The sequence below is a fragment of the Pseudarthrobacter sp. 1C304 genome (genome assembly GCF_052245515.1).
Classification (GTDB): Bacteria; Actinomycetota; Actinomycetes; order Actinomycetales; family Micrococcaceae; genus Arthrobacter.
The window spans coordinates 144,806-166,657 of record NZ_JBQQCH010000009.1 but is presented as its reverse complement, the minus strand read 5'-3'; the positions used below and the strand labels follow the sequence as shown (position 1 = coordinate 166,657).

23 protein-coding genes, 1 tRNA gene and 1 riboswitch are annotated in these 21,852 nt (G+C 68.6%); of the genes, 13 read left to right on the top strand and 11 right to left on the bottom strand.

Features of this window, described 5'->3' with window-relative positions; translation table 11 throughout:
- Positions 1 to 23: 23 nt before the first annotated feature.
- The 3 genes from ACTWQD_RS16030 to ACTWQD_RS16020 all read right to left on the bottom strand — a co-directional run bounded on the left by ACTWQD_RS16030 (position 24) and on the right by ACTWQD_RS16020 (position 1,533).
- Positions 24 to 1,172 (bottom strand): N(5)-(carboxyethyl)ornithine synthase, encoded by a 1,149-nt coding sequence (locus tag ACTWQD_RS16030; protein WP_443197113.1) that lies wholly within the window; start codon positions 1,170 to 1,172, stop codon positions 24 to 26.
- A gap of 8 nt (positions 1,173 to 1,180) precedes the next feature.
- Positions 1,181 to 1,330: a hypothetical protein gene (locus ACTWQD_RS16025; protein ID WP_443197112.1), complete on the bottom strand. Its 150-nt coding sequence runs from the start codon at positions 1,328 to 1,330 to the stop codon at positions 1,181 to 1,183.
- 129 nt (positions 1,331 to 1,459) lie between these two features.
- Positions 1,460 to 1,533, bottom strand: a tRNA-Gly gene (locus ACTWQD_RS16020).
- A gap of 247 nt (positions 1,534 to 1,780) precedes the next feature.
- Here ACTWQD_RS16020 and ACTWQD_RS16015 point away from each other — a divergent pair.
- Positions 1,781 to 2,221, top strand: coding sequence for an SRPBCC family protein (locus ACTWQD_RS16015; RefSeq protein WP_443197111.1), 441 nt, complete (start codon positions 1,781 to 1,783; stop codon positions 2,219 to 2,221).
- A gap of 64 nt (positions 2,222 to 2,285) precedes the next feature.
- The gene (gene dcd / locus ACTWQD_RS16010) at positions 2,286 to 2,861 is read left to right on the top strand and encodes a dCTP deaminase (RefSeq protein ID WP_066436588.1); all 576 of its coding nucleotides are present in this window, start codon (positions 2,286 to 2,288) and stop codon (positions 2,859 to 2,861) included.
- A 7-nt stretch (positions 2,862 to 2,868) separates the two neighbouring features.
- Here the strand turns inward: dcd and ACTWQD_RS16005 are convergent, their stop codons facing one another.
- The 3 genes from ACTWQD_RS16005 to ACTWQD_RS15995 are packed head-to-tail and all read right to left on the bottom strand — an operon-like array spanning position 2,869 to position 5,995.
- Positions 2,869 to 4,065 carry a cation:proton antiporter gene (locus ACTWQD_RS16005; protein ID WP_443197110.1) on the bottom strand — a complete coding sequence of 399 codons (1,197 nt, stop codon included), beginning with the start codon at positions 4,063 to 4,065 and terminating at the stop codon, positions 2,869 to 2,871.
- 4 nt (positions 4,066 to 4,069) lie between these two features.
- Positions 4,070 to 4,552 (bottom strand): cation:proton antiporter regulatory subunit, encoded by a 483-nt coding sequence (locus ACTWQD_RS16000; RefSeq protein WP_443197109.1) that lies wholly within the window; start codon positions 4,550 to 4,552, stop codon positions 4,070 to 4,072.
- A 39-nt stretch (positions 4,553 to 4,591) separates the two neighbouring features.
- The gene (locus tag ACTWQD_RS15995) at positions 4,592 to 5,995 is read right to left on the bottom strand and encodes an MFS transporter (RefSeq protein WP_443197108.1); all 1,404 of its coding nucleotides are present in this window, start codon (positions 5,993 to 5,995) and stop codon (positions 4,592 to 4,594) included.
- Between the two features lie 162 nt (positions 5,996 to 6,157).
- Between ACTWQD_RS15995 and ACTWQD_RS15990 the strand changes: the two genes are divergently transcribed.
- Genes ACTWQD_RS15990 through mnhG form a run of 6 tightly spaced genes read left to right on the top strand, consistent with a single transcriptional unit; the run spans position 6,158 to position 12,643 of the window.
- The gene (locus ACTWQD_RS15990; protein ID WP_443197107.1) at positions 6,158 to 9,202 is read left to right on the top strand and encodes a Na+/H+ antiporter subunit A; all 3,045 of its coding nucleotides are present in this window, start codon (positions 6,158 to 6,160) and stop codon (positions 9,200 to 9,202) included.
- Positions 9,199 to 9,792 carry a Na(+)/H(+) antiporter subunit C gene (locus ACTWQD_RS15985; protein WP_443197106.1) on the top strand — a complete coding sequence of 198 codons (594 nt, stop codon included), beginning with the start codon at positions 9,199 to 9,201 and terminating at the stop codon, positions 9,790 to 9,792. The genes ACTWQD_RS15990 and ACTWQD_RS15985 overlap by 4 nt, the downstream gene beginning before the upstream one ends.
- Positions 9,789 to 11,420, top strand: coding sequence for a Na+/H+ antiporter subunit D (locus ACTWQD_RS15980; protein ID WP_443197105.1), 1,632 nt, complete (start codon positions 9,789 to 9,791; stop codon positions 11,418 to 11,420). Before ACTWQD_RS15985 ends, ACTWQD_RS15980 begins: the two co-directional genes overlap by 4 nt.
- Positions 11,417 to 11,962, top strand: a complete 546-nt coding sequence (locus ACTWQD_RS15975; RefSeq protein WP_443197104.1) for a Na+/H+ antiporter subunit E — start codon at positions 11,417 to 11,419, stop codon at positions 11,960 to 11,962. Before ACTWQD_RS15980 ends, ACTWQD_RS15975 begins: the two co-directional genes overlap by 4 nt.
- Positions 11,959 to 12,237: a monovalent cation/H+ antiporter complex subunit F gene (locus ACTWQD_RS15970; RefSeq protein WP_443197103.1), complete on the top strand. Its 279-nt coding sequence runs from the start codon at positions 11,959 to 11,961 to the stop codon at positions 12,235 to 12,237. The genes ACTWQD_RS15975 and ACTWQD_RS15970 overlap by 4 nt, the downstream gene beginning before the upstream one ends.
- A complete protein-coding gene (mnhG, locus tag ACTWQD_RS15965) occupies positions 12,227 to 12,643 on the top strand; it encodes a monovalent cation/H(+) antiporter subunit G (RefSeq protein ID WP_443197102.1) in 417 nt (138 codons plus the stop codon). The genes ACTWQD_RS15970 and mnhG overlap by 11 nt, the downstream gene beginning before the upstream one ends.
- 63 nt (positions 12,644 to 12,706) lie before the next feature.
- On the opposite strand, the gene ACTWQD_RS15960 is transcribed toward mnhG, so the two are convergent.
- Positions 12,707 to 12,970, bottom strand: a complete 264-nt coding sequence (locus ACTWQD_RS15960; RefSeq protein WP_443197101.1) for a DUF4235 domain-containing protein — start codon at positions 12,968 to 12,970, stop codon at positions 12,707 to 12,709.
- A gap of 40 nt (positions 12,971 to 13,010) precedes the next feature.
- A complete protein-coding gene (locus ACTWQD_RS15955; protein ID WP_443197100.1) occupies positions 13,011 to 13,565 on the bottom strand; it encodes a heme-degrading domain-containing protein in 555 nt (184 codons plus the stop codon).
- A gap of 195 nt (positions 13,566 to 13,760) precedes the next feature.
- A riboswitch (TPP riboswitch) is annotated at positions 13,761 to 13,904 on the top strand.
- A 65-nt stretch (positions 13,905 to 13,969) separates the two neighbouring features.
- Here ACTWQD_RS15955 and ACTWQD_RS15950 point away from each other — a divergent pair.
- The 5 genes from ACTWQD_RS15950 to ACTWQD_RS15930 all read left to right on the top strand — a co-directional run bounded on the left by ACTWQD_RS15950 (position 13,970) and on the right by ACTWQD_RS15930 (position 19,932).
- The gene (locus ACTWQD_RS15950) at positions 13,970 to 14,611 is read left to right on the top strand and encodes an ECF transporter S component (protein WP_443197099.1); all 642 of its coding nucleotides are present in this window, start codon (positions 13,970 to 13,972) and stop codon (positions 14,609 to 14,611) included.
- Complete coding sequence (locus ACTWQD_RS15945) at positions 14,611 to 16,260, top strand: ABC transporter ATP-binding protein (RefSeq protein ID WP_443197098.1); 1,650 nt, start codon at positions 14,611 to 14,613, stop codon at positions 16,258 to 16,260. The genes ACTWQD_RS15950 and ACTWQD_RS15945 overlap by 1 nt, the downstream gene beginning before the upstream one ends.
- Positions 16,257 to 17,060 carry an energy-coupling factor transporter transmembrane component T family protein gene (locus tag ACTWQD_RS15940; RefSeq protein ID WP_443197097.1) on the top strand — a complete coding sequence of 268 codons (804 nt, stop codon included), beginning with the start codon at positions 16,257 to 16,259 and terminating at the stop codon, positions 17,058 to 17,060. Before ACTWQD_RS15945 ends, ACTWQD_RS15940 begins: the two co-directional genes overlap by 4 nt.
- A gap of 124 nt (positions 17,061 to 17,184) precedes the next feature.
- Positions 17,185 to 18,708, top strand: coding sequence for a UDP-N-acetylglucosamine 1-carboxyvinyltransferase (locus tag ACTWQD_RS15935; RefSeq protein WP_443197096.1), 1,524 nt, complete (start codon positions 17,185 to 17,187; stop codon positions 18,706 to 18,708).
- Positions 18,709 to 18,753: 45 nt separating this feature from the next.
- Positions 18,754 to 19,932, top strand: coding sequence for a glutamate--cysteine ligase 2 (locus ACTWQD_RS15930; protein WP_443197095.1), 1,179 nt, complete (start codon positions 18,754 to 18,756; stop codon positions 19,930 to 19,932).
- On the opposite strand, the gene ACTWQD_RS15925 is transcribed toward ACTWQD_RS15930, so the two are convergent.
- The 3 genes from ACTWQD_RS15925 to ACTWQD_RS15915 are packed head-to-tail and all read right to left on the bottom strand — an operon-like array spanning position 19,929 to position 21,826.
- Entirely contained in the window at positions 19,929 to 21,137 is a 1,209-nt protein-coding gene (locus tag ACTWQD_RS15925; protein WP_443197094.1) for an O-succinylhomoserine sulfhydrylase, read from the bottom strand. The two genes, ACTWQD_RS15930 and ACTWQD_RS15925, sit on opposite strands and share 4 nt — an antisense overlap.
- The gene (locus ACTWQD_RS15920; protein ID WP_443197093.1) at positions 21,138 to 21,560 is read right to left on the bottom strand and encodes a rhodanese-like domain-containing protein; all 423 of its coding nucleotides are present in this window, start codon (positions 21,558 to 21,560) and stop codon (positions 21,138 to 21,140) included. It lies immediately after the preceding gene.
- Positions 21,557 to 21,826 (bottom strand): DUF1737 domain-containing protein, encoded by a 270-nt coding sequence (locus tag ACTWQD_RS15915; RefSeq protein ID WP_443197139.1) that lies wholly within the window; start codon positions 21,824 to 21,826, stop codon positions 21,557 to 21,559. The genes ACTWQD_RS15920 and ACTWQD_RS15915 overlap by 4 nt, the downstream gene beginning before the upstream one ends.
- Between the last annotated feature and the right edge of the window lie 26 nt (positions 21,827 to 21,852).

Here is a 21,852-nt window from a genome sequence, read left to right as displayed (position 1 = left end):
TTAACTCGTCGCCGAAACCCAAACTAGGGCGTCAGCGGCAGGTGCGGGTACTCCGGCCCGCGCTGCTGGAACTGCAGCACATCCGGGTTGAGGACCACGCCGTCGCGGATTTCGATCGCGCGGCGGATGGTCTCGTTTCCGATCCAGGCCTCGGGGCCGGTGATCACGGTTTCCAGGAACGGCAGCAGAGCCTCGCTGATTTCCCAGCTGGCCGAGTTCCACAAGTAGGACGGGCTGTGGTCCACCGCGTAGTAGTCGATATGGTCGCCGACCTTGAACATCGGCTCCGCGAATGTTGTGGTTTTCGCCCAGCTGAAGCCCATGCCCTCGTCGCAGGAGACGTCCACAATCAGGCTGCCGGGCCGGAACGCGTGCAGGTCCTCGGTGCGCAGGTACGTCAGCGGCGCGTTCGGGTCCTGCAGTGTGCAGTTGACCACGATGTCGCTCTCGGCGAGGAACGGCGCCAGCGGCACGCGGCCGCGCTCGGTGATGACCTCGCTGAGAAACGGCGCCTTATCGTCGTGGTCGAACTGCGCGATCCGCACCGAATGGATGGGGGAACCCACCGCGGCAACCCCTCGGTTGGTCAGCACCTGGACGTCATGGATGCCGTGGGCGTTGAGGGCCGTCACCGCACCGCGGGCTGTGGCCCCGAAGCCGATGACGACGGCGCGCAGGCGCCGGCCGTAGTCACCGGTGGAGCCCGTCAGCGCCAGGGCGTGCAGGACGGAGCAGTAGCCGGCCAGCTCATTGTTCTTGTGGAACACGTGGAGCCCGAAGCCGCCGTCGCTGGCCCAGTGGTTCATCGCTTCGAAGGCGATGAGCGTGAGCTTTTTGTCGATTGCGAGCTGCGTGACAGCCCGGTCCTGGACGCAGTGCGGCCAGCCCCAGAGGACCTGCCCGTCGCGCAGTTCGGCGAGGTCTGCGGGCTGGGGCTTGGGCAGGAGGACGATATCGGCCTCGGCCAGTACTTGCGCGCGGGGGGCGATGCGCCCCACGAGCGGCGCCAGGTGGGCGTCTGAGACGCCGAAACGTTCGCCGTAGCCTTCCTCCAGGATCAGCTGCTGCCGGAGTTCCGGGGCGATGCGGCCCAGGTGAAGGGGATGGATCGGGAGGCGGCGCTCGTCAGGCTTCCGTGTCGTGGCAAGGACTCCGAGGGTGAGGTGGCTCATGGTGCCGCTCACTTCTTTTTGGCGCCCGCCGGCTTGGAGCTGGTCGTTTTGTCCAGGGAGCTGGGCGGCGCCGCGGCGTCCCTCTTCTCGGCGCGCTTTTCCTTGATGGATTTTGCGGATTTCTTGGATGCTGTTTGACGGGGGGACTTGTCAGCCATGATCGCTCCTGTAGCGGAACCGAAGAGGTTCCTGACTTCGAACGATACAGGTACCGACCTAACGGCCCCGGAGCTGTGCGCCAGCCGGGGTTCCGGGCTGGGGATTCCGGCCGAGGCCGCATGGTGGGTTGGAGCGGCTGACGGGAATCGAACCCGCGTATCAAGCTTGGGAAGCTAGCGCTCTACCATTGAGCTACAGCCGCAGTGGGACCGTCCGGCAAGCTGGACGTGGTCCCGGGGAACAACGAGATTTACCTTACCCCAGCCGGGGGCGTTCTCCGAACACCTCGCACCGGCGAGAGACACGGTCCGCGCCGTCCCATAACTCTTCGATAAAGGCCCGCCCCCGCAACCGCGCGGGGCGGGCCCTGCTGTCTATCCTGAAGGGGTTAGCTGCAGTTCAGGGGAAGCGGGCTACGCCCATCAGCTGTCCGCCGAGCAAGGATTTCCGTGGCAATCGCAGAGTACGACGTCATCATCAAACGAGATGCCATGAGCGTGTATGACTTCCTGCTGGACGTCCGTAACCTGCCGAGCTGGCGCGCCGGCATCCGCAGCATCGAACTGGAATCCGGGGCGGCCGGAACCAAAGGCGCCCTCTACCGCCAGATTATTGCGGGCCCCGGCGGGCGCACGGTCTGCGGGAACTTCGAGATCACCGAGGCCCGTCCCGGTGCGGAGATCCAGTACAAGGCCCTTGCCGGCGCGGAGCGTATGCACGGCGGCTACTACCTGAGCACGGAGGGCGGCAGCACCCGCGTCCGGTTCGCCCTGGAACGCGAGCCCCGGGGCATCCTGGCCCGGCTGAGCTCCCCCTTCCGGCGGCGGATGAAGGCTGAAGTCTGCCAGCTTGAACAGCTCAAATCGGTACTGGAACGGGCCGAGTCCTGACAGCGGGGCTGTAACACTGGCGCCGCGGACGACTGTTCCGGGGGAGTACGGTAATTTTGAGTCTGTGCTGATCTCAGACCGCGACATTCGTGCCGAAATTGACTCCCAACGGATCGTTCTGGAGCCGTTCGACCCGGCCATGGTCCAGCCCTCGTCGGTGGACGTCCGGATCGACAAATTCTTCCGGCTCTTCGACAACCACAAGTACGCCCACATCGACCCCGCCGAGGACCAGCCCGAGCTGACCCGCCTGGTGGAGGTCGAAACCGGCGAACCCTTCATCCTCCACCCCGGGGAGTTCGTGCTGGGCTCCACCTACGAGACCGTGACGCTCCCCGATGACATCGCCGCCCGGCTGGAGGGCAAGTCCTCGCTGGGCCGTCTGGGCCTGCTGACGCACTCGACCGCAGGGTTCATCGATCCCGGTTTCTCCGGCCACGTGACCCTGGAACTGTCCAACATGGCGACGCTGCCCATCAAGCTGTGGCCCGGCATGAAGATCGGCCAGCTGTGCTTCTTCCGGCTCACCTCGGCCGCCGAACACCCTTACGGTTCCGGCGAATACGGCAACCGCTACCAGGGCCAGCGCGGCCCGACGGCGAGCCGCAGCCACCTGAACTTCCACCGCACGGACATCTGAGTCCCCCCTAGACCCCGTCGGCGGTCCGCACGGCGGACGGTTTGGCCGGCTTGCGCAGCATTGCCACCACCGGCTCCACGAACCGGGCGGCCAGCGGGCCCGTCACGGCCATGATCAGCACATAGGCTGTGGCCAGGGCCGCCAGGTCCGCGGGCACCACCCCGGATGCCACGGCCAGCCCGGCAATAACGATCGAAAATTCCCCGCGCGCGATCAGCGCCGCTCCGGCGCGGAAGCGTCCCGGCACACCGATTCCCGCCCGCTTCGCCGCCCAGATCCCGGTGAGCATTTTGGTGGCCGCCGTGACGATGGCCAGCAGCAGCGCCCAGCCGAGCACGGGCGGGATGGTGGAAGGGTCCGTGTTGAGGCCGAACACGACGAAGAAAATGGCCGCGAAGAGGTCCCGCAGCGGCTCCAGGATCCGGGTGGCGCTGTGCGCGGTGGCTCCGGAGATCGCGATGCCGAGCATAAAGGCGCCCACCGCGGCGGACACCTGCATGGCGGCGGCCAGGCCGGCCACCAGCAGCGCGGCCCCCAGCAGGTTGAGCAGGAACACCTCGGAGTTTTCACTGTGGACGGCCTTGGAGACGTGGTGCCCGTGCCGCAGCGCCACAAGCAGGACCACCGTGACGACGGCAAGGGAGATCCCCACGGTCTGCAGGCCCACAGCGAAGCTCACCCCGGCCAGGGTGGCCGTCAGGATCGGCAGGTAGATGGCCATGGCGAGGTCCTCGAACACCAGGATCGAGAGCACCACCGGGGTTTCGCGGTTGCCGATCCGTCCCAGGTCCGTGATCACCTTGGCCGCGATCCCCGAGGACGAAATGTACGTGACCCCGCCCATCACCATGGCCCCTACCGGGCCCCAGCCCAGCAGGATGGCGAGGATGGCGCCCGGCAGGAAGTTCAGCACCAGGTCCAGGACGCCCGCCTGCCAGGACCGGCGGAGGCCGGTTACGAGCTCGGCGGCCGTATATTCCAATCCGAGCATAAGCAGCAGCAGGATGACGCCGATCTCACTGGAAAGGTGTGCAAACTCGTGCATACCTTCGAGCTTGACCAGCCCGCCGGCCCCGAAGAACAGGCCGCCGATGAGATAGAGCGGGATGGGGGACATGCCGATCCGCCCGGCCAGCCTCGCCAGCATGCCGAGGCAAAAGACGACGGCCCCGAGTTCGATGAGGGTCAGTGCGAGCGGATCCATGCCGTCAGCCGTTGCGCAGGATGCGGGCCGCCGTGTCAAGGCCTTCCTGGGTTCCCACCGCCACGAGGAGGTCGCCCGGGTGGAGGACGACGTCGGGTCCCGGGGAAGGGACCACCTCGCCCTCGCGCATGATCGCGACGATCGAGACGCCGCTCCGGGTCCGGATGGCGGCCTTGCCCATCGGCTGGTTGTGGAACGGGGAATCGGCGGCGATGGAGAACTGCCGGGTCACGATCCCCGGAACCTCGCGGTGGGCTTCGGAAAGCTGCATGGCAAGGCGCTGGCCGCCCAGGAGGTTTCCCAGCGCCGCGGCCTCGTCGGCCGTCAGGGGAATGGACGCCTGGCAGGTGTCCGGGTCATCCCACGTTGAGACGATCAGTTCGGTTTGACCTTCGCGGTACTCCACGACGCCGATCCGCCGTCCGGAGGCGGTCATGAAGTCCTTGCGCCGGCCCAGTCCCGGGAGGTCTGTTTCATCCACGTTCATGCCTCCAGCCTAGTGCGCGGCACGGCCTTTCGGGCAGCGTCAGGCGGCGGGAACGACGGCGATGTCCGCTTTGTCCGGAGCCTTGACCGGCAGCAGGAGCAGCAGCCCGGCGAGCAGCACCACCATGATGCCGAGGATGCCCCAGCGCTGGGCCTCCCCGGGTGCCACCAGCGGGGCGGCGACCGTGATGCACAGCGTGAAGAGGGCGGGTGCGAGGAAGCTTACGGCCCGGCCTGTGGTGGCATAGAGGCCAAAGAGCTCGCCGGATTCGCCGGGCGGCGCCAGCCGGCCCAGGTACGCCCGCGAGGAGGACTGTGCCGGCCCGACAAAGAGGCACAGGAACAGTCCGAAGACCCAGAAAGTGGTGCTCCCGGCCCAGCTTATGCCGAAGACGGCATGGTCGTCGTTGCCGAGGACCAGGATCGCCGTCCCGGCGAGCAGCAGACCGGCCAGGGAGCCAGTGATGACCGCTTTCGGCCCGATCCGGTCGTCAAGGAGACCGCCCAGGACGGCGCCGACGGCCGCCACGACGTTGCCGAAGATCGCGAAGAAGATGACGTCCTTGAGCTCGAAGCCGAAGGTGCCCGCGGCGATGATCCCGCCGAACGTGAACACCGCAGCCAGCCCGTCCCTGAAGACGGCGCTGGCGAGCAGGAAGTAGATGGTGTGCGGGCTGGTCCGGTAGATCGCCTTGATCCGGCGCACCAGCAGTCCGTAGGAGGCCAGGAACCCGAGGCCGGGGCCCTGCCGGGTCCGGGGCACCTCCGGGACGGCGAACAGCACGGGCAGCGCGAAGATGAAGAACCAGAGGGCCGAGAAGACCGCCACCAGGCGGATGTTCAGGCCCTCCGCCGTCGACGCGCCGAACCACTCGAAGCTGGGCTGGACAAACAGTTGGAGGACCACCAGGAGGGCGACGATGCCGCCGAGGTATCCCATGCCCCAGCCGAACCCGCTGACCTTGCCGATGTTCTGCGGCGTGGAGATCTGGGTGAGCATGGCGTTGTAGTTCACGCCGGCGAACTCGAAGAACACGTTTGCCAGGGCAATCAGCGTCACGCCGAGCAGCAGGAACTCCGGCCGGGGGAAAACGAAGAAGCACAGGGCGGTCAGGAGCGCGACGGCGGCGGTGTTGACCCCCAGCCAGAGCTTGCGGCGCCCGCCGGCATCGGAACGCTGCCCGGTGACAGGGGCCAGCAGGGCGATCGCCGCGCCGGCGATCGCCAGCGCGCCGCCCAGGACCGCGGAGGCCTGGTCCTCGCCGCCGAAGGCGTTGGAGGTCAGGTACACGGTGAAAACGAAGGTGGTCATGACCGCGTTGAAGGCGGCGGAACCCCAGTCCCAGGCCGCCCAGGCGAGGATGCGGCCCTTCCGGGAGACCTGGCTTCCGGATGCCAGATCCGATGCGGGTCGCATGGCCTCAGGGGCGGCGGCGGAGTTCATAGCTCGAATACTAATCGCAGGACACCCGCGGCCCGGCGCAGGTGGGGGACCCCTGCGAAAAGAATTTGTGCACGCTTGGTAAACTGACCGGACTGAACCTAACGAATGCGCCGCCTGCTCCAACTTTTTGACAACCGAATTCCTGACGTTGCGGAGATACCAGTGATCACAGTTCTTGCCGTGCACTTTGCGGTGGCCGCTGTGGCGCCTTTTCTCTTCCGGAAGTTCGGCCGGAATTCGTTCTACGTCCTCGCCGCCGTTCCCGCCGTCTCCTTCGTCTGGCTGGCCCTGCAGCACGGCGCCGTCTATGCCGGCTCAGACGCACCCCTGACCGGCGGCGACCCCGGCACCGCCCTCACCGAAGTCGTGCCGTGGATTCCCGAGCTGCGCATTGAACTCGCCTTCCGCATGGATGCCCTGGCCTGGGTCATGTCCCTGCTGGTCCTCGGCGTGGGCGCCCTGGTCCTGGTCTACTGCGCCCGGTATTTCAAGAACAAAGATGACTACCTCGGCGGATTCGGGGCCCAGCTGCTGGCCTTTGCCGGGGCCATGTTCGGCTTGGTGACCGCCGACGACCTGCTCCTGATGTTCATCTTCTGGGAACTGACCACCGTCCTGTCCTACCTGCTGATCGGCTACGCCCGGACCCGGCTGTCGGCGCGCCGCTCCGCGTTGCAGGCCCTTGTGGTGACCACCGCCGGCGGCCTGGCCATGCTGGTGGGCCTGATCATCCTGGGGTTCAACGCCGGCACGTACCGGATCTCCGCCATCCTGGAGCAGGCCCCAGCCCTCGTCACCGGCCCGGCCGCCGGGGCCGTGGCCGGCGCCGTGGTCCTCATCCTGGTCGGCGCGATCACCAAGTCCGCGCTGGTGCCCTTTCACTTCTGGCTCCCCGGCGCCATGGCAGCTCCCACACCGGTGAGCGCGTACCTGCACGCCGCGGCCATGGTGAAGGCCGGCATCTACCTTGTGGCGCGGCTGGCGCCCGGCTTCGCGGACACCTCGTACTGGCTCCCGGTGGTGCTGGGCCTGGGGCTGGCCACCATGCTGGTCGGCGGCTACCGGGCGCTGCGGCAGACCGACATCAAGCTCATCCTGGCCTACGGTACGGTCAGCCAGCTGGGCTTCCTGACCATGGTGGTGGGCCTCGGCACACCGGATGCGGCCCTCGCCGGACTCGCCCTGCTCCTTGCGCACGGCCTCTTCAAGGCCACCCTGTTCCTCACCGTGGGCATCATCGACCACCAGGCCGGGACCCGCGACATCCGCAAGCTCTCCGGCGTCTACCGCTCGTCCCGGGCCCTCGCCGTTGTGGCCGCGATCGGCGCCGCCTCGATGGCCGGCATCCCGCCCCTGGCCGGCTTCGTCGCGAAGGAATCGGTTTTCGAGGCCTTCGTCCACTACGCCTCGGAGCCCGCCGCCGGGCCCTGGGGAACGGTCCTCCTGGCCGGCCTGGTGGTGGGATCCGTCCTGACCTTCGCCTACAGCGCGCGGTTCATGTGGGGCGCCTTCGCCGTCAAGCCCGGCGTCGAGGCCACCCCGTTTAAACCGATCAAGCCGGCGTTCCTGGCGGCCCCCGCCGTCCTGAGCCTGCTGACCATCGTCTACGGCCTGTGGCCGGTGCCGGTGGACGCGTGGATCCAGCCGTACGCGGCGCTGTTCGTGCCCGACGGCGAGGACGTGGCCGCCGCGGCCGGCCACCTGGCGCTGTGGCACGGGCTGACACCCGCCCTGGGCCTGACCGCCGTCACCTTTGCCCTCGGCCTGGCCATGTTCTACGGCCGGAACGCCGTGGCGCGTGCCCAGAGCCTGGTCCCGGGCTGGATCGACGGCGACCGCACCTACCAGCTGACCATCGGTGCCCTCGACGACGTCGCGGTCTGGGTCACTGGACGGACCCAGCGCGGTTCGCTCTACTTCTACCTCTCCGTCATCCTGTCCGTGGCCTTCGTCCTGCCGCTCACGGCGCTGGTGCTCGCCGACAAACCGCTTCCCACCGACCTCTACTTCATCGACCCCAACTCACCGCTGCAGATTGTGGTGGGCGCCGGAATCGTGGTCGGCGCGCTGGCCGCGGTGCGGGCCAACCGGCGCTTCCTGGCGGTCCTGATGGTGTCCGTCGCCGGTTACGGCATCGCCCTGATGTTCGCGCTGCAGGGGGCGCCGGACCTGGCCCTGACCCAGATGCTGGTGGAAACCATTATTCTGGTGGCTTTCGTTCTCGCCATGCGCAGCCTCCCCGCTGAGCTGCGGGACCGCACCGGCGGCAGGTACCGGGTTGTCCGTGTGATCATTGGCTTGGGATTCGGCCTCACCATGGTGTTCGCCGCCATCTACGCCCTGGGCGCCCGCGTATCCATGCCCGTCTCGCTGGAATTCCCGAAGCTGGCCTACGAGGGCGGCGGCGGGCTGAACATCGTCAACGTGACGCTCGTTGATATCCGGGCCTGGGACACATTCGGTGAGATCACGGTGCTGGCCCTGGCCGCCACCGGCGTGGCCAGCCTCATTTTCGTCCGCGGCCGCGGCGACGGGGCGCGGACAGCGTCCTCGGTCGCCGAAGGCACCGTGGGCCGCCGGAAGCCCAGCAGCGCGGGCGGCGGCAACACCCGTGACGCCGCTGCGCTGGCCATGAGCCGCCGCTTCGCCGAGTCCAGCCGCGATGCCTGGCTGGTGGCAGGGCGGACCCTGGCGCCGGAGCGCCGCTCCATCATCTTCGAAGTGGTGACGCGGCTGATCTTCCACTCCCTGATCGTCTTCTCGATCTACCTGCTGCTGGCCGGCCACAACCTCCCCGGCGGCGGCTTCGCCGGCGGCCTCACCGCCGGCCTGGCCCTCACCATCCGCTACCTGGCCGGCGGTCGCTTCGAACTGCACGAGGCCACCCCGGTCAGCGCAGGCACGCTGCTGGGCATCGGCCTGGCCACCGCGGCGGCCTCCGGCGTGGCCCCGCTGCTGCTGGGCGGGCAGGTTTTCCAGACGGCCATCATCGAGTTCTGGCTGCCCGTGTTTGGTGACGTCAAGTTCGTCACCTCCACCATCTTCGACATCGGGGTGTACATCGTGGTCCTCGGCCTGGCGCTGGACGTGCTGCGCAGCCTGGGTGCGGAGATCGACGAGCATTTCGAGGAGCACCCGGCCGAGCCGTCCGAGGAGCAGGAAACCGGAGACATCCCGGCCGAAACCACAGCCAAGGGGAAAGCATGAGCGTCAACCTGACCCTGCTGACGGTCATGGGGGCACTGTATGCCTGCGGCATCTACCTGATCCTTGAACGCAGCCTGACCCGGGTCCTGCTGGGGCTGATGCTGCTGGCCAACGCCACCAACCTGCTGCTCCTCGCCACCGGCGGCTACGCCGGCCTGGCGCCGCTCTACAACAAGGACACCGCACCCGGTGACTACAACGATCCGCTGCCGCAGGCTCTCATTCTCACCTCGATCGTGATCTCCTTCGCGGTCACGGCGTTTATGCTCGGCATCATCTACCGCACCTGGGTCCTGGCCCGCCAGGACGAGATCCAGGACGACGCCGAGGACCGCCGCGTCGCCAAGACCCCCAGCTTCGACGCCGAGGACGACTCCGTCATCCCGGTCGAAACATCCGAATTCCCGCTGACCATGCTCGGCACGGACGGCGAGGGGATCTCCGATTCCCGGGACGGGGCCGGCCATGCCTCCGGCGCCACCGTCAAGGTGGGCGACCGCAAACTGGAAGCCGATGAGACCGCCTCGGAAGAGCAGCCAGGTTCCCTCAACGTTCCACCGCCCCCCAGCCAGGAAGGAGGCGGACGATGAACATTGCCAGTTTCGCCCCGCTCGCCGTCGTCCTTCCCATCCTCGGCGCCGCGCTGACGTTCCTCCTGGTCCGGCAGTCGCGGGCCCAGCGGACCGTGAGCATCGCGGTCCTGTCCCTGACCCTGCTGCTTGAGTGCTGGCTGCTGGCCTCCGTCTGGGACGGCGGCACCTCGGCGGTCAACATCGGCGGCTGGCTCCCGCCCTGGGGCATCGTGATGGTGGTGGACCAGTTCTCCTCGCTGATGCTGGTGGTCTCCTCCTCCGTCAGCCTCGCAGTGCTGATCTACGCCACCGGGCAGGGCATGGCCGACGGCGACCAGGACGCCCCCGTCTCGATCTTCCACCCCACCTACCTGATTCTGGTGGCCGGGGTGTCCAACGCCTTCCTCTCCGGGGACCTGTTCAACCTCTACGTGGGCTTCGAGATCCTCCTGACCGCAAGCTACGTGCTGATGACCCTGGGCGGGACGGGCCCGCGGATCCGGGCCGGGGTGACCTACGTGGTGGTCTCCGTGGTCTCCTCCGTGCTGTTCCTGATCGCGATCGCCATGGTCTACGGGGCCACCGGAACCATCAACATGGCCGACCTCGCCCTCAAGCTCGCCGAGCTGGACCCGGGCACCCGGAACCTGCTGCACGTCTTGCTGCTGGTGGCGTTTGCGATCAAAGCCGCCGTGTTCCCGCTGTCCTTCTGGCTGCCGGACTCCTACCCGACGGCGCCCGCCCCGGTGACCGCCGTGTTCGCCGGCCTGCTGACCAAGGTGGGCGTGTACGCCATGGTGCGGACCGAAACACTGCTCTTCCCGGGGGACACCTTCAACACGCCGCTGATGGTCGCGGCGCTGCTGACCATGGTGGTGGGGATCCTCGGCGCGCTGGCGCAAAGCGACATCAAGCGACTCCTGTCCTTCACGCTGGTCAGCCACATCGGCTACATGGTGTTCGGCCTTGCGATGTCCTCCGTGGCCGGGCTGGGCGCCGCCGTGTTCTACGTCGCCCACCACATCACTATCCAGACCAGCCTGTTCCTTGTGACGGGCCTGATCGAACGCCGCGGCGGCAGCTCCTCGATGGACCGCGTGGCCGGCCTCGCCAAGCTGTCCCCGCTGCTGGCAGTACTGTTCTTCGTCCCCGCCATGAACCTGGCCGGGATCCCGCCGTTCTCCGGTTTCCTGGGCAAGCTGGGCCTGCTGCAGGCCGGCGTCCAGCTCGGCACCCCGCTGGCCTACGCCCTGGTGATCGGCGGCGTGCTGACCAGCCTGCTGACGCTGCTGGCCATCGCGAGAGTCTGGAACCGCGCCTTCTGGCGCAAGCCCGAGGACGCCGAGCACCCCGACCCGGTGCTGCTGGCGGATCCTGCGGATTCCGCCACGGGTGAGCGGGCCGGGAAGTCCGTCACCCTGCTCCCGCGGACCATGGTGGGTTCCACGCTGGGACTGGTCATTTTCGGCGTCGCGCTGACCGTCTTCGCCGGGCCGTTGTTCCGGGTGGCGGACCGGTCCGCCGTCGAGATGCTGGACCGGGCACCCTACATCCAGGCCGTCCTGGGCGAGGAAGTGCCCGTCCCGGTGCTGTCCCAGCCCGGGCCGGGCCCTGACCAGCCGGCCAGCGGGCAGGAACGCCGATGAACCGGAAAAGGATCTCCCTGCGCCAGGAACTCCCGCTCCTGGTCTGGCTCGTTGTGGTCTGGGGCGCGCTGTGGCAGGACTTCAGCCCCGGCAATCTGCTCTTCGGCGCCCTGATCGCAGTGCTGGTGGCCCGGCTGTTCTACCTGCCCCCGGTGGAACTCGGCGGCCGCTTCAACGTGCTGCACGCCGCCACCTTCGCCGCGCACTTCCTGGGCAAGGTGGTGGTGGCGAGTTTCCAGGTCCTGTACCTGGCCGCGGCCAAAGGGCCCAAGGTCATCAGCGCCGTCGTCGCGGTCCCGCTGCGGAGCCACTCCGACCTGCTGGTGACCGCCACGGGGCACGTGACCGCACTGATCCCGGGGTCGCTGGTGGTGGAGGTGGACCGCTCCACGTCCACGCTGTACGTCCACGGCATCAACGTCCGCAACGCAGAGGACGCCGCGCAGCTGCGCCGGGACGTCCGCGCCACGGAGGCCGGGCTGATCCGGATCATGGGCACCAAAGCCGAACTTTCCGCGCTCAACCAGGAGCTGGTGCCATGATGGAGCTTGTCCTGACCGTAACCGCCGTCGTACTGTCCCTGGCCGCCGGAGGGGCGATCATCCGGATCGCGCGGGGACCTTCGCTGCTGGACCGGGTGCTCGCCGCGGACGTGCTGCTGGCGATCGTGGGAGCCGCGCTGTGCATCGACATGGCCGTCAACCGGCACCTGAACAACCTCATGCTCCTGGTGGCGGTGTCCCTCATCGGCTTTGTCGGCTCCGTAACGGTGGCGCGGTTCGTCGCCGACCGAAGGGAGCAGCCCCGTGAATCCTGAGACCTTCACCGTTGACACCGTGATCGACGCCGTCTCGGCCGTCTTCCTCGTCGTGGGCTCGCTGATGTCCCTCGCCGCCGCGCTGGGGCTGCTGCGTTTTCCCGACCTGATGACCCGGATGCATGCGGCCACCAAGCCCCAGGTGCTGGGGCTGTTCCTGCTGCTGGCCGCGCTGGGACTCCAGATGCGGACCTGGTGGGTGTGGCCGGTGCTGGTGGTGGCCTGGATCTTCCAGCTGCTGACGGTACCCGTGTCGGCGCACATGGTGGGCCGCGCCGGCTACCGCACCAAGCACCTGCACCCGGAGCTGCTCAGCACCGACGAACTGGAGGCCGTGGTGCAGCAGGCGGCCGGCACGCGGGGCTTCACCGACGACGACGGCCCGGCGGCACGCGCAAAGGACTAGGCGTGCGAAGGACTAGACGGGGTGCGCCGGAGGTGCCTTGGACGGTGCCTTAGACCAGGCGCTTTAAACCAGGTCCTGGGTTTTGGCGAACCGGGTGATCGCGCGCTGGGTGCCGCGGTTGGCGAGCACCTGGATGACGGCGCTGACCGAGGCGGAGATCAGGGCGAAGGTCAGTGCGTGGCGCAGCGTGGTGGGGACGTCGTCGTCGGTGCCCTTGGGCGGCTTGCTGCCCGTGGTCTTCTCCCAGACGGTGTCAACCAGTTTGGTGCCGGCGAAGCCGGCGAGCAGGCTGACGCCGGTGCCGAGCAGCTTGATGAAAATGTTCATTCTTCGGACTCCTTGGGGAGGGGACAGGGCTTCCCCTAGCCTAGCGGTCCCCGCCCGCCGGTCCAGCAACACCGAGGAGTTCGGACAAGGCCTCGACCACCAGGTCGTGGTCGGCTTTCTGCGGCAGGCCCGATACCGTCACGGTGGCCACCATCCCGGTGCCGCGGACGTAGATGGGGAACGCGCCGCCGTGCGCGGCGAACTCCGTCTCGTCGAACCAGCCGTTGTCCTCGATCCTGCGACCGGCGGCCCGGGCGCGGAGCCCCACCAGCAGGGACGGGACCTCATACCGGACGGCGGTGCGCTGCTTGGCCTTGATCCAGCGCTCATTGTCCGGGGTGGCGCCGGCCAGCGCCGCGTGGAACAGCACCTGCTCTCCCTTGGTGATGTCGATCGCAATCGGGTGGGAGCGCTGCCTGCCGAGTTCAACCAGGCGGAGCCCCAGGTCCAGGGCGTCGTCCTTGCTGAACGAGCCGAACTGCAGTTGGTCCATTTCCGCCAGGATGCGGCCGATCAGCGCCGCCAGGGATCCGTGCGGCTGGGGTTCGGCGGAGTCCGGGTCGAAGCCGGGGAAAGGCTCTGGAGGAATGGTCAAGGCGTCCAGCTTCCGTTTGGGGCACCGGGCGGAGGACAGTCCGCCCGGGGCGGCATCCGTTGGTCCCGTGCCCTGCCGACTCTACCAAGCAGCCTGCCCCGGGTCACCGGAGGAGAAGATACGCGCATTGTGACAGGCGGCCCCGGATATCTGCGCGCCCCGGGTGTAAACTGGCCACGCCCACAAGGGCAATTTTCAATACGACAGGGGAGCGCCGCCGTCGGGCATCACCGGAGCAATCCGGGGTCACCACAGGTGGGCGCTGAGAGTGCGGACAGCCGCAGACCCTCGAACCTGATCCGGTTAGTACCGGCGCAAGGGAGTCGAGTTCTCAGAGTGCCCGGAGCAGCGGCGGAAGCCGCGGACCCGGGACACTCTCCCCTCCTGTTCCTCAGGAGGACGAAATGACTGAAACATCTGCTGCAGCCGCGCAACAGGCGCGCTCCCGGCGCAGCTACAACTGGCGCGTAGTGGACATTGTGGTGGCCGCGTTGATCGCGGTGGCCGGCGGCGTGATCTTCTGGGCCTGGTCCCAGGGCGCCAACCTGGTGTCCGCCCCCGTCAACGCGTTCTATCCGCCGCTCACCGGGCTGTACGCCGGCGGCTGGATGATCCCGGCGGTGCTGGGCATGCTCATCATCCGCAAGCCGGGCGCCGCCCTGTTCTGCGAAGCCGTCGCCGCCACCGGCGAGCTGATCATGGGCTCGCAGTACGGCACCACGGTGCTTATATCCGGCATCCTGCAGGGTCTCGGCGCCGAACTGGTGTTTGCCGCGTTCGCCTACCGGAAGTTCAACCTGCCGGTGTCCCTGCTGGCCGGCGCCGGCGCCGGGCTGTTCTGCGGCCTCAACGATTCGTTCATGCCGTGGGGCTGGAACATTGCGTACGCCGGCGGCGACAAGCTGGCCTACATCATTTTCACCGCAATCTCCGGGGCCGTGATCGCCGGCGGGCTGTCCTGGCTGGCCACCCGCGGCCTGGCACGCACCGGGGTGCTGAGTTCCTTCGCCTCCCGCAAGGCGGCCACGGAGCCCGTCTTCTCCTGATGACAGCACACAGCACGTCCGCCGGCAGCGGGGTCCGCCCGGCCTCGATCACCGCGCGGGGCTGGGGCTGGCGGCATGCCGGCAGGACCCGCCCCGCCATCAGCGGACTCGACCTGGACATCCGGGCCGGGGAGCGTGTGCTGCTCCTGGGGCCTTCGGGCGCCGGCAAGTCCACGCTGTTGCACGCCCTGGCCGGGGTTCTGGGCGACAGCTCCTCAGGTGATGGCGGCGGTGACCCGGCTGCCGGGAGCACTGCCGAGGACGCGGACGAGACCGGCAGCCTGCTGATCGACGGTGCCGCGCCGCGGGCCCGGCGCGGCAGGGCCGGCCTGATGCAGCAGGATCCGGAAACCCAGGTGGTGCTCTCACGCCTGGGTGACGACGTGGCCTTCGGCGCGGAGAACCTGTCCGTGCCCCCGGCTGAGATCTGGCCCCGCGTGGCGGAAGCGCTCGACGACGTCGGGCTGGGCCGGCTGCCGCTGGACCACCCGACGTCGGCCCTCTCCGGGGGCCAGAAGCAGCGGCTGGCGCTGGCGGGCATCCTCGCGATGCGCCCCGGGCTCATCCTGCTCGACGAGCCCACCGCGAACCTGGACCCCGCCGGGGTCCTGGACGTGCGGGACGCTGTGGGCCGGACCCTGGACAAGACCGGGGCCACCCTGGTGGTGGTGGAGCACCGGGTCTCGGTCTGGAAGGACCTCGTGGACCGGATCGTGGTGCTGCGGCCGGGATCGGCCACGGATTCCGCGGTGCTGATCGACGGCCCGCCCGACCAGGTGCTGGCACAGGCACGGGACATGCTCACTGCCGCCGGCGTCTGGGTGCCCGGCTACGTGCCGCCCACCCGGGCGCGCACTGTGCTGTCCGCGGGCCCGGACAGCGCCGGCCCGGCCGGGCAGCTGCTGCTCGCCGCGGAGGACCTTGCCGTCTCGCGGGAGAGGCCGCGGCGCGCGGGGCTCCGCGGGGGATTCCGCCCCGTTCCGCCGGAACCCGTGCAGTCCGGCATCGCGGCCCAGGTCCGCGCCGGCGAGGCGCTGACCATCACGGGCCCCAACGGGTCGGGGAAATCCACGTTCGCCCTGACCCTCGCCGGCCTGCTGGCACCGGTCTCCGGCACGGTGTCCGCCACCTATGACCTCAGCGCCGGCGCCGGAATCGACCCGTACCGGTGGAAGGCCCAGCAGCTGATCTCCCGGATCGGCACCGTCTTCCAGGAACCCGAGCACCAGTTCGTCACCGGACGGGTGCTTGATGAGCTGATGTTCGGCCCCAAGCACCTAGGCCGCGGCGGGGACCGCGTGGACGAGCTCCTGGAGCGGCTCCGGCTGACGGAGCTGGTGGACGCCAACCCCTACACACTCTCCGGCGGCGAAAAGCGGAGGCTGTCCGTGGCCACCGTCCTCGCCGCCCACCCCCAGGTGCTGGTCCTCGACGAGCCCACCTTCGGCCAGGACGCCAACACCTGGGCCGAGCTGGCCTCCTTCCTTTCCGAACTCCTCGACAGCGGCACCGCCGTCGTCTCGGTGACCCACGACGCGGAATTCAGCGAAGTCCTCGGCGGCACGCGGCTGAGCCTCCGCGCCCCGGAACAACGGACGCCCGACGGCGTGGACACGGGACGCCGCGAACCGGGGAAGGTTGCGCCATGAGGCAGGAACTGACCCTGCGCGGCAACCACGCCGTGCTGGCCCGCGCCAACCCGCTGGCCAAATTCGGCGCCGTCACGCTCATCACCATGGTGCTGGCCCTGTCCATCGACTGGGTGTCCGCCTCGGTGGCGCTCGCCTTCGAACTGGCGCTCCTTCCCCTGGCCGGGCTGACCCTCGGGCTGCTCTGGCAGCGCGGCTGGCCGCTGATCCTGGCCGCGGCACTGGGTGGCTGGAGCACCACGATCCTGGCGCCGGACAGCGGGCAGATCCTCCTCGACGCCAGGATCTGGTCGATCAGCGAAGGGTCCCTTGAACTGGGACTCGGGTTTATGCTGCGCGGGCTGGCCATTGCGCTGCCGGCTGTGCTGCTGATGAGCTGCACGGATCCCACGGACCTGGCCGACGCGCTCGCGCAGAAAGCCAGGCTGCCGCACCGCTTCGTCCTCGGCACGCTCGCCGCCCTCCGGCTGGTGGGACTGATGGCCGAGGAGTGGCAGACCATCGGCATGGCCCGACGTGCCCGTGGCGTGGGGTCCCACGGGAACCCGCTGCAGCGGCTGCGGGCCACCCTGGGGCAGAGCTTCGGGCTGCTGGTGCAGGCCGTCCGGCGCGCTTCCCGGCTCGCGGTCACCATGGAGGCCCGCGGCTTCGGCAACTCGCGCCGGACCTGGGCCCGGGCCTCGGTCTTCACGGGACTGGACGCCTGGGTAGTCCTGGGCGGGCTGCTGATCGCCGGCGCCGCCGTCGCCTCGGCCCTGGCGGCAGGAACGTGGAATATGGTGTTCCTGTCCCAGCAGTAACCGGCCCAGCCGCAGCAGCCCATCGAATCCTGCGTTATCGCACGGGGCGGGTAGCCGTGTGACATTGGCGGCATTCCGGCCACAATGCCCGGGGTTAATAAATCATGCGTGATATTTTCGGGTCATGACACAAGAGACCGCTGAACACGTCGGCGCCCTGCTCCGCGACGCCCGGGGCCAGAAGGGCTGGACCCAGGGGCAGCTCGCTGCCGAGCTGGGCACCAGCCAGAGCGCCATCGCCCGGATGGAACAGGGCAAGCAGAACCTGAGCCTGAAAATGATCCAGCGGCTTGAATCCATCCTCGGCCGGAGCATCGTCAAGGTGGGGCGGCCGGCCATGACCCACCTCAGGGTCGAAGGCGGACGCACCCTGTCCGGCTCAGTGGACGTCAACAGCAGCAAGAACGCCGGTGTGGCACTGCTGTGCGCCAGCCTCATCAACCGCGGCACCACCACCCTGCGGCGGCTGGCCCGCATCGAGGAGGTCAACCGGATCGTTGAGGTGCTGACCAGCATCGGCGTCGAATGCACCTGGCTCAACGCGAACGACCTCCAGATCCGCCGCCCCGCCGTGCTGGACCTCGACTCCATGGACATCGAGGCGGCCCGCCGCACCCGCAGCGTCATCATGCTGCTGGGCCCGCTCCTGGACGAATCCAGCGGGTACCGGCTGCCCTATGCGGGCGGCTGCGACCTCGGCACCCGCACGGTGCAGCCGCACATGCAGGCGTTGCGCCAGTTCGGCCTCAGCGTCGACGCGAAAGCCGGCTTCTACGCCGTGCAGGCGCCGCCGTCGGACGGGCACGACCGCTCCTTCGTGCTCAGCGAACGCGGCGACACCGTCACGGAGAACGCCATCATGGCCGCCGCCCACCGCAGCGGGACCACGGTCATCCGCAACGCCAGCCCCAACTACATGGTGCAGGACCTGTGCTTCTACCTGCAGATGCTGGGCGTTGAGATCCAGGGCGTGGGAACCACCACGCTGAAGATCACCGGACGCCCCGCCGTCGACGTCGACATTGAGTACTTCCCCTCCGAGGACCCGATCGAGGCGATGAGCCTGATCACCGCCGGCATTGTCACGGACTCGGAAGTCACCATCCGCCGCGTCCCGATCGAATTCATGGAGATCGAACTGGCGACGCTGGAGCAGATGGGACAGCGGCTCGAAGTGTCCGGCGAATACCTGGCCCGCAACGGGCGCACCCGGCTGGTGGACGTCACCACCAAACCCTCGGAGCTGCGCGCCCCGGAGGACAAGATCCACCCCATGCCGTTCCCCGGGCTGAACATCGACAACCTGCCCTTCTTCGCCGTCATTGCCGCGAACGCCCAGGGCCAGACCATGATCCACGACTGGGTGTACGACAACCGTGCGATCTACCTGACCGAGCTGAACAAGCTGGGGGCCCAGGTGCAGCTGCTCGACCCGCACCGGATCTACGTCAACGGACCCACCAAGTGGCGGGCGGCAGAGGTGGGCTGCCCGCCGGCGCTCCGTCCCGCAGCATGCCTGCTGCTGGCGATGCTGGCGGCGCGCGGGGTGTCGGAACTGCGGAACATCTACGTGATCGAACGCGGCTACGAGGACCTGGCCGAACGGCTCAACACCATCGGCGCGAAGGTCGAGTACTTCCAGGACTAAAATCCGTTGGACCCGTTTTGGGGCTTCCTGACGCACAATAGAATCATGCGGACCTTCGGTGTGGAGGAAGAACTGCTCATAGTGGATCCCGAGACGGGGATGCTGCTTGCGCTCGCCGACGTCATGCTGCCCGCCCTGGTGCCCCCGAAACACGGCCCCGCGCAGGTTCTCCCGGGCCAGCAGCCGGTCCACGAACCCGGTGCCGATTTCAGTTATGAGCTCAAACTCGAGCAGATTGAAACCCAGACCCGTCCCTGTCTGGACTACCCGGAGCTGCTCCGGCAGCTCAGGCAGGGCCGGGCGCTGGCGGACCGTGCCGCCCGGTTGCACGGTGGCAGGGTTGCGGCCCTGGCCACCTCGCCCCTGGGTGCCGCCACCCACCTGACCCCCAACCCGCGCTACCTGACCATGCAGCAGCGCTTCGGGCTCACCGTCCGGAACCAGCTGACCTGCGGCCTCCACGTCCACACCTTTGTGGAGTCCCCGGAGGAAGGCGTGGCCGTGATGGACCGGATCCGGGACAAGCTGGCCGTCCTGATCGCCCTGAGCGCCAACTCCCCCTACTGGAACGGTGCCGAGACGGGGTTCGAAAGCTACCGCACGCAGGCCTGGAACCGCTGGCCCGGCTCGGGGCCCACCATGATCTTCGGCAGCCTGCCCATTTACCAGCGGCTGATCACCCGGCTGGTGGACAGCGGCGTCCTGATGGACGAGGGGATGGTCTACTTTGATGTCCGGCTGGCCCGGCATCATCCCACCGTCGAGGTGCGGGTCGCCGACGTCTGCCTCAGGGCGGAGGACGCGGCGCTGATCGCCGTGCTGGTCCGCGCGCTGGTCGAGTCGGCATCGCGGGAATGGAACGACGGCGTCGATCCGGCCCCCGTGCCGACCTTGCTGCTGCGGATGGCCTCCTGGCAGGCCAGCAACTGCGGATTGCGCGGGGAACTGCTGGACTTCGGCACGTTCACCCCGGCCCCCGCCGCGGACGTGGTCCATGCCCTGGTGGACTATGTGGCGCCGGTGCTCGAAGAGCAGGGCGAGCTGGACCTGGCCCGCGAGGGTGTTGCCCGGATCCTCGCCGAGGGCTCCGGGTCCCAGCTGCAGCGGGAGCCGTTCCACCCCGGCGGGCTCGCCGCCGTCGTCGAACGGGCCGTCGAGGTGACCACGGAGGGGACCGCGGCCGCGGAACCGGCTGAGCCCGGATCGGCCGTGGGCGCGCCCTAGACCTGCTTGAGCGCCTGGCCCAGATCGCGGATCAGGTCCTCGGCGTCCTCGAGGCCCACGGAGAGGCGCACCACGCCGTCGCTGAGCCCGATCGCCGCCCGGCCCTCCGGCCCCATGGCGCGGTGCGTTGTGGTGGCGGGATGGGTGATGAGGGACTTCGAATCCCCCAGGTTGTTGGAGATGTCGATGATCCGCAGCGCGTCCAGGAGCGCGAAGGCCGCCTCTTTCGCCGACCGCCCGCCCGAGGGGGAGAGCTCGAAGGTCAGCACCGTGCCGCCGGCCTTCATCTGCCGTGCGGCCAGCTCGTATTGCGGGTGGGACGGTAGCAGCGGGTATCTGACCCACCCGACCGCGGGCTGCGCCTCCAGCCATTCGGCCAGCCGCAACGCGGAAGCGGAGGAGTGGTTGACCCGCAGGGCCATGGTCTCCAGCCCCTTGGCCAGCACCCACGCGTTGAACGCCGAGAGCGCCGGGCCGGTGTGGCGCATCAGTTGCTTGACCGGGCCCTCGATGAACTCCTTGGTGCCCAGAATCGCTCCGCCGAGGACCCGTCCCTGGCCGTCGATGTGCTTGGTGCCGGAGTAGACCACCACGTCCGCGCCGAGCTCCCCGCAGCGCTGCAGCAGGGGAGTGGCAAAGACGTTGTCCACCACCACGGTGGCGCCGGCCGCGTGCGCCAGTTCGCTCACGGCGGCGATGTCCACGATCTCCTGCATGGGGTTCGACGGCGACTCGAAGAAGACCGCCGTCGTGGGTTCCGCCAGCGCCGCACGCCACTGCTCCAGGTCCGGGCCGTCCACAAAGACCGTCTCCACGCCCCAGCGCGGAAGGATCTCGTTGAGGATCACAAAGCACGAGCCGAACAGCGAGCGGGCCGCGACCACCCGGTCGCCGGCGGCCAGGAGGGCGCCGAGGGCGGTGAACACCGCGGACATGCCGGAGGCGGTGGCGAAGCAGGCTTCGGTGCCCTCGAGCAGCCGGAGCCGTTCCTGGAAGGTGGCCACCGACGGGTTGCCGTAGCGGGAGTAGACGAAGCGTTCGTCCTCGCCGGTGAAGGCGCGTTCCGCGGCGGCCGCGGACTCGTAGACGAAGCCTGAGTTGAGGAAGATCGGCTCGGCCGTCTCCTGAAAGCTGGTGCGGTCGAGCCCGCCGCGGACCGCCTGGGTGTCGGCGCTCCAGCCGGCGGCGTCAGGGTTGAAGCTCACTTAGTGCTTTCCGAGGTTGGTGGGCAGGCCGCGGTTCTTCCAGCCGTTGACCGTGCGGTCGCCGTGCCGGTCCGGTTCGCCTTCGAAGCCTTCAAGGACGTTGTAGGAGGTGAAGCCGGCCTCCGTCGCGGCGATGGCGGCGGCCACGGACCGGGCGCCCGAACGGCACAGGAAGACCAGTTCCGTGCCCTGGTCCTCGGGGGCCTGCTGCTTCAACTGCCGCTTCAGCTGTTCTGCGAACTGGGTGTTGGGGATGCCGCCGGCCAGGTTCCACTGGATAAAAAGGGGGTCGTTGCGCGTCGCTTTTGTGTCAGGCATGCCGATGTGCGCCCATTCACCCTCGGTGCGCACGTCCACCAAGATGGCGCCGTCCTCCAGCTTGGCCCACGCCTCCTGCGGGGTGAGGTCCCCGGCGTAGCTCACGCGTGGCCCTCGCCGTCGAACTCAAGATCGTCCACGGCATTGGCGACGGCGGCGTCGGCACTCGCGATCGCCGCCGGCAGCACCACGGCCTGGGCCACGATGACGCTGAGGCCGTTGTACGTGGCGGACGGGCTGCCGTGCAGCACGTAGCCCTCGGCCAGGGCGGCCGAGACGCGCTCGCAGAACGCCCGGTCATCGGGGCCGGTAAACAGGCGGTACGCCAGCTTCTCCTCGGCGGGTCCTGCGGGGGACGGGGCTGGTGCCACGCCGTTTCTATTACTGGAACCAGCGG